Annotated in this window: 6 protein-coding genes; 3 read left to right on the top strand and 3 right to left on the bottom strand. The window is 37.4% G+C overall.

What is annotated here, in order from left to right:
• From AQF98_RS20180 to AQF98_RS20170, 3 genes are all read left to right on the top strand, one after another.
• A partial coding sequence (locus AQF98_RS20180; protein WP_152969772.1) for an MBG domain-containing protein occupies positions 1-2442 on the top strand: 2442 nt, incomplete at its 5' end.
• A gap of 94 nt (positions 2443-2536) precedes the next feature.
• Positions 2537-3406 (top strand): PorP/SprF family type IX secretion system membrane protein, encoded by an 870-nt coding sequence (locus AQF98_RS20175; protein WP_082435200.1) that lies wholly within the window; start codon positions 2537-2539, stop codon positions 3404-3406.
• A 206-nt stretch (positions 3407-3612) separates the two neighbouring features.
• Complete coding sequence (locus AQF98_RS20170; RefSeq protein WP_055133780.1) at positions 3613-3834, top strand: hypothetical protein; 222 nt, start codon at positions 3613-3615, stop codon at positions 3832-3834.
• 1 nt (position 3835) lies between these two features.
• Here the strand turns inward: AQF98_RS20170 and AQF98_RS20165 are convergent, their stop codons facing one another.
• The 3 genes from AQF98_RS20165 to AQF98_RS20155 form a co-directional block, all read right to left on the bottom strand.
• Positions 3836-4264 carry a hypothetical protein gene (locus AQF98_RS20165; RefSeq protein ID WP_055133779.1) on the bottom strand — a complete coding sequence of 143 codons (429 nt, stop codon included), beginning with the start codon at positions 4262-4264 and terminating at the stop codon, positions 3836-3838.
• Entirely contained in the window at positions 4251-5138 is an 888-nt protein-coding gene (locus AQF98_RS20160; RefSeq protein WP_055133778.1) for an AraC family transcriptional regulator, read from the bottom strand. Before AQF98_RS20160 ends, AQF98_RS20165 begins: the two co-directional genes overlap by 14 nt.
• Positions 5139-5226: 88 nt before the next feature.
• Positions 5227-6609 carry an exonuclease domain-containing protein gene (locus tag AQF98_RS20155; protein WP_055133777.1) on the bottom strand — a complete coding sequence of 461 codons (1383 nt, stop codon included), beginning with the start codon at positions 6607-6609 and terminating at the stop codon, positions 5227-5229.
• Positions 6610-6655: the final 46 nt, after the last annotated feature.

Here is a 6655-nt window from a genome sequence, read left to right as displayed (position 1 = left end):
AACCAAACCATTACTTATGTAAGCTCAAATACTAGCGTGGCTACCATTGTGGGTAACCTCGTTACCATTGTAGGCGCTGGCAATACCACCATTACGGCTTCGCAGGCTGGTGATGGGAATTATAATGCGGCAACACCTGTTGATCAGACCTTGACGGTGGGTAAAGCTAGTCAAATTATCAGCTTTGCTGCATTAGCAAACAAAACCTATGGAGATGCTCCTTTTGGATTAACCGCTACTGGTGGTGGCTCTAACCAAACCGTCACTTATGTAAGTTCTAATACAAATGTAGCTACCATTGTAGGTAACCAAGTTACGATAGTTGGAGCAGGTAGCACTACAATTACTGCCTCGCAAGTAGGTGACGCGAACTATAATGTAGCAAACTCTGTTGATCAGGTTTTAACCGTGAATAAAGCTGCTCAAACCATCACCTTCGCCGCGTTAGCGAACAAAACATACGGAGATGTGCCTTTTACTTTAAATGCTACGGGTGGCGATTCAAACCAGACCATTACTTATGTGAGTTCTAATACCAACGTGGCTACCATTGTGGGTAATACGGTTACTATTATAGGTGCGGGTAGTAGTAGCATTACTGCCTCGCAGGCTGGCAATGGAAATTATAATGCTGCAAGTTCTATTGATCAGACTTTGACGGTTGGTAAAGCTGCTCAAACCATTACTTTCAATGCATTAACCAACAAAACCTATGGCGATGCGGCTTTTGCGCTAAACGCAACGGGTGGGGGTTCAAACCAAACCATTACTTATGTGAGTTCGAATACAAGTGTGGCTACAATTATAGGTAATATGGTAACTATTGTAGGAGCTGGTAATACTACCATCACCGCTTCTCAAACCGGCAATGGGAACTACAATGCGGCAACATCGGTTGATAGGTCTCTAATCATCACACCTAAACCGGTAACAGGCTCTTTTACTGCAATGAATAAAACTTACGATGGTAACATAATCGCAAAAATTTCAGATAGATTTCTTAGCGGTATCCTCACCATTGATTTGTCAAACGTGCAAATAGCTGGAGGAACGGCAAGCTTTGCTAATCCTAATGTTGGGGTAGGGAAAATCGTCAGCTCGACCGATATGTTCTTAGAGGGTACAAGTGCGAGAAACTATACACTTATTGCCGTAACTGAAACTACTGCAGATATCGATCAGCGACCAATTACCATTACAGCAGAAGCAAAAACCATTACCTATGGTGATATAAACCCTACTTTAACCTACCTTATTTCAAATGGGACTTTGGTTGGAGTTGATCAAATGACAGGGAGTTTAAATAAAAGCGGTAATAATAATGTAGGTACCTATGCCATTAACCTTGGAACCTTAACAGCGGGCAATAACTATCGTATCACCTTTGTGGGTGCCAGCTTTATCATTGATAAGAAAATGCTCACCATTACGGCAACAGATAAGAACAGACCATTTAACGTAATTAACCCGCTATTAACGGCAAACTATAGCGGTTTTGTAAATGCAGAAAATGAAAGTGCATTAACAACTTTGCCTACATTAACTACTACGGCAACAATTACATCACCTGCGGGTACATACCCTATTGTTGCTAGTGCTGCGGCTGCTCCAAATTATAGTTTTAACTATGTAAATGGTACATTAACCATTGGTGCAAATACCCAGACAATCAGTTTTGCGCCTTTAGCAGATAAATTATCTACTGATGCGGCATTTACCTTAACTGCAAGCTCTAATGTTGGCTTAACCATTGCCTATAGCAGTAGCGATGCAACTATTGCAAGAATTATCAATAGTAATCAGGTAGAAATATTGAAAGCAGGCACCGTAACCATTACGGCAAGTCAAGCAGGTAATAGCAACTATGCAGCAGCAATTCCTGTAGCACAGCCCTTAAAAATTATTGACAATCCGGCACCAAATATTGTAATTACCAGTGATATTGGGCAGGACATTAGTAAAGGTGAAACGGCCAAGTTAACGGCAATAGGTGCAGTAAGCTATAGCTGGAGCAATGCAGAAGGCATAATTACTGGACAACAAACCGCCACACTTACCATTAGACCATTTGTGACCACTACTTATATCGTTACAGGTACCAATCAATATGGTAGAACCAGTACCCAATTCATTACCATTACAGTAAAGGAAAATTTGCAGGTAGTCACCGTAAAATCTTCAGCAACAAATATCATATCGCCAAATGGTGATGGGGTGAATGATTACTTCATTGTAAAAAACATTGATGCCTATCCGAATAATACGGTTACCATTTTAGATAGAACAGGTAAAATTTTACACAAAGTGAAGGGGTATAAGAACGATTGGAATGGAAGTGTAAATGGGGTAATGTTAGAAGAAGGAACATACTATTACCTGATCGAATTTGGAGATGGAAAATTAAATGCGAAAAGAGGATTTATTACAATTGTAAAGGACTAAAGTTTAAGAAATAAAGGTGGGAGATCTTTGCAAAATGAAACCCCACCCTTAATTATACCCTAGTTAAAAAGGGAAACGAAAAATATGAATTGAGATGAGAATACAACTATTAATAGGTTTGATCATAGGAATGGGGATGGCTGCAAAAGCACAATTGAATCCCTTAGGTGCTACTTTTTATCAAAATCAATATTTGGGCAATCCTGCAATGGCGGGACTAAATGAAGGTTTTCGCTTAAATGCAGGTTTCAATCAACAGTGGAGCCAGATTCCCGGATCGCCAAAGGCGCAGTTCATTACTGTTGATCATCGCTCTAATAAAGTTGGGCTTGGACTAAGTTTTTATGCCGACAAGGCAGGTTTATTGAAACGCACAAGAGCTGTAGCAACCTATGCTTACCATCTACCACTTAGTGCCGACAATGATCAATTACATTTTGGTATTTCTTTGGGTGCACTTTCTGAGCGATTAACTAGTGAAGATGTAGATGGTACACCACTTGATATCTCGGTGCAACGTTTCAATGAACGTCCGGTTACCTTAGATGGCGACTTTGGAATGGCTTATACCTCAGGGCGCTTCAATATTCAAGTAGCCGTGCCTAATCTGAAAAATTTCTTTGCAACCGAACGTTACAATACATTAAACTGGAATACTTTTTTTACGGCAATTAGCTATAAGTTTATGACAGATAGCACTAAACGTGCATTTGTGATCGAACCTAAGCTGAGCTATAGAGGAGTTAAGGGGTATGATGATATGCTCGATATAGGAGTAAACGTTACAATGAATTCAAATAAAATCTATGGTACCATTATCTATCATAGTACCAATAGCATCTCTGTTGGGATGGGGGCGAATTTTAATAGTTTTTCAATATTTGGAATGCATACTTCTGGCACTTCTGCATTAAGGAATTATTCTAGTGGTAATTTCGAAATTGGACTTGGTGTGCTATTCTAAATCAATCTATGTTTCCATTCCATCAATTAAATAGAGGTACTATTAGATAGAACAGTTCACTTTAAAAAAGGGAATAAAATACCAATCTTAAGAAATTTATATTAAGTTTTGTTCTTAACCTAACATTTGCTAACTTATTCAAAACTTTTAAACCCTATCTGTGTTCATTAAATAGGGTTTAATCTTTAAAATAAGGGGAGGTGTCAATGGAATTATCAAAACAGCAAGACGGTGGTACTGCTTCAGTAGCCCATTTGCCAAAAGAACAAAAAACTAATCAGGCTAATCTAATCGTAGAGCAATATGTTGAAAAACGTAGGGACAAGGCCGAAGAACAAGCTCAAAAAGAAGAAGAAGAAATCACACAGGCCAAACAAACCAAATCTAATTGGGATGAATTGATCAGTTATCGCTATGCAATTTTCTAAACTATTTCTTTTGTTTGATACTTCTTTCCGGTTCGTAATTCAATCCAGGCGATAGCCAATACAATAAAGCTATTCTCGAATAACGGTAGTTAAATGGAGAAAACAATACGGTTGTTCCAAATAAAATGGCTACAAAATACCATAGGTTATCATATTCTAGTTTAAGACCGAAAACATAAGCTGCCACACTCACACTAATCATTTCGGCAACATTCATGGCATAGCTTACAAACATCGAAACATAAAAATAACCAGGTTCGCGTTCGAATTTAAGATTACAATGTGGGCAAACTTCGTTCATTTTTTGGATCTTAAAGCCATAAGTTGGACCCGAAAATACATTTCCAACTCTGCAACGAGGACATTTAGCGTTTACCATTCCCTGCCATTGAGAGATATATAAGGTTTTATTTTCTTTATTTGCTTCCATGTGTATTGGTATTTAATTTTCTGAATTTTTCTGGTGTAATGCCTTCGTATTTTTTGAAGAATTTAATAAAATAAGATTGATCGTCGAAATTAAGTTTAGTGGCAACTTCAGAGATCAACAAGTCTAAATTGATCAATAAACGTTTGGCTTCTAAAATCACTCTATTTCTAATCAATATCCCTGCCGAAACCCCTAAAAAATCGTTGCATAAAGCATTTAAATGGTTAGGGGTAATGTACAATAATTCTGCATATTGCTTAGGTAGCCTTAGTTTCGCATAATTTTCCTCTATCAGGTTTTGGAAATTCTTTAATAAAGTATGGTTGTAAGAATTACCATTTACATTTTGGCCAACATTTGTTGTTCGCGATATTTCTATAAACAATCTGATCAGTAAGGTTTTTACTAGATCGTCGTTAATAGGTTGCTCATTTTGGCCCTCTCTTAAAATGTCTTCAAAAATAGGGGTAATCCTTTCTTGAGTAAAGTTTGGTAAAACCATCACCTGATGGTCTGGTTGCCCACTAAAAAAACTAAAATTTGCTAAATAATCTGGCTTTAAAAGAAATGAACTTAAATAATTGCTAGAAAAGTTGATGATATAGCCATCGGGCTCTGTCGTGAAATCCCAACTATGTACCTGCCCGGGGATCATGAAATAGATCAATCCCGGTTTCACTTCAAATTTTTTAAAATCTATTTGCTGGTTTCCTGTTCCTGAGGTGAAAAATACCAAGTGATAAAAGGAATGTCGATGAGCCGAATGCAAATGCTGATGCTGTTGCGCATAATACCCAAACCTACTTACCAAAATACCATCATTTTTGTAAGTTTTAAAGTTTTGAATATCGTAAACAGGGATATCAGATTTCATATACAAAAGTACCTATTTATAATGGCTTACTAAAGGTATAATCCTTACTTAAAATAGTACTTTTTACTGATTGATGTATAAGTTTTTTTTAAATTCTTACAGCTAATGGAATGGTTTTTTGTGGATATTGGCTGCTGTGAGATAAAATCAGGTTCATAATGTAGTCGTTAGATGGGTAAGGTGTAATGGCAGATTTTAAGGTTTCCAGATCATTAATATCACAATACTCTGAAATATAGCCCATGCCATAAAATTTCCCCTTTTCTACCCAAACACAACTTTTCTCTTCTTCAGATCTGCCATTGTCTATCAAGGCAAAAGATGGAAGTAGACTTTGCAATTGTTTCATGGCCTCTGCTACGCGGTAATTGTAATCTTCTGGACTTTCTTCGCCTACACAAGCACCTTCACATCCACCATCAATATATAAGCTACAAGCACCTTTATGAGTTTGGATAAAACACAGTTTTTCGCAGAGAAGATGCTCACTAGCAATAGTCCTTAACAATTGATGCCCTTCTAATAGGTTATTAAAGCTGTATAAAACTGAGCCATTTTTTCTATACTTGTCAATACCGAGGCGGATATACCCATTTTGGTCTTCAAACTGATAGAGCGAATATTTTTGCTCAAAACGTTTCATTGCCCTGTTGTTTTCTGGCCATAGCTTTTTAATTTCTGCCGCTTCTAAAATAAAGGCCATCAGTTCTGTACCACAGGTCTGAAAATCAATGCTGTAAATGCTCTTTAGAAAATTTTGTCGCTGTTGACTAATGTTATGTCCACTAAAATGTGTGCAAACACGTTTTTTCAATTGTTTGGCTTTTCCTACATAAATAACCTTGCCTTTTTCATTTTTAAAATAATAAACTCCAGGTGTATTTGGCAATTTATCAATTTCTGTTTTTTGTAGGTTAGGAGGTAATGTTTGTTCTTTCGAACTTCTTTTTAAAGTGTCTTCAATTAATCCTTCAGTATCTTTTTCAACTAATAATGCTAAAAGAACAGCCGTTGCATTGGCATCGCCGCCGGCTCTGTGTCTATTGTTTAATGGAATTGATAAATCAGCACAAAGTTTACCCAAACTATAAGATGCCAGGCCGGGAAATAATTTTCTGCTTAGCCTAACGGTGCACAATTTTTTGCAATTGAGCGTGTAGCCACAAGCCTCCAAGTGATGGCGAACAAAAGAATAGTCGAAGTTTACATTGTGTGCAACAAATATTTTGTCGTGCAGTAATCCATAAATGCGTTCAGCTATATCTCTAAACTCTGGGGCCGAAGCAACCATCTCGTCATCAATTCCGGTTAAGGCCTGAATGTATATCGGAATGTTTTGATGTGGGTTGATCAGGGTCTCGTAACTTTCTATAATCTCCCTGCCATTATGGATGTGTATGGCAATTTCTGTTATGCCATGAGAGGCGGCATAACCTCCTGTGGTTTCAATATCTACAACTGCATACAACATAATTATGAAATGGTTAAACAAATATATGCTAAAAANNTTTTTAGCA

The sequence above is a fragment of the Pedobacter sp. Hv1 genome, assembly GCF_001412215.1.
In the GTDB taxonomy this organism is placed as follows: Bacteria; Bacteroidota; Bacteroidia; order Sphingobacteriales; family Sphingobacteriaceae; genus Pedobacter.
Note: the sequence above shows the minus strand (reverse complement) of the source record. Positions and strands in the feature narration are given on the sequence as shown.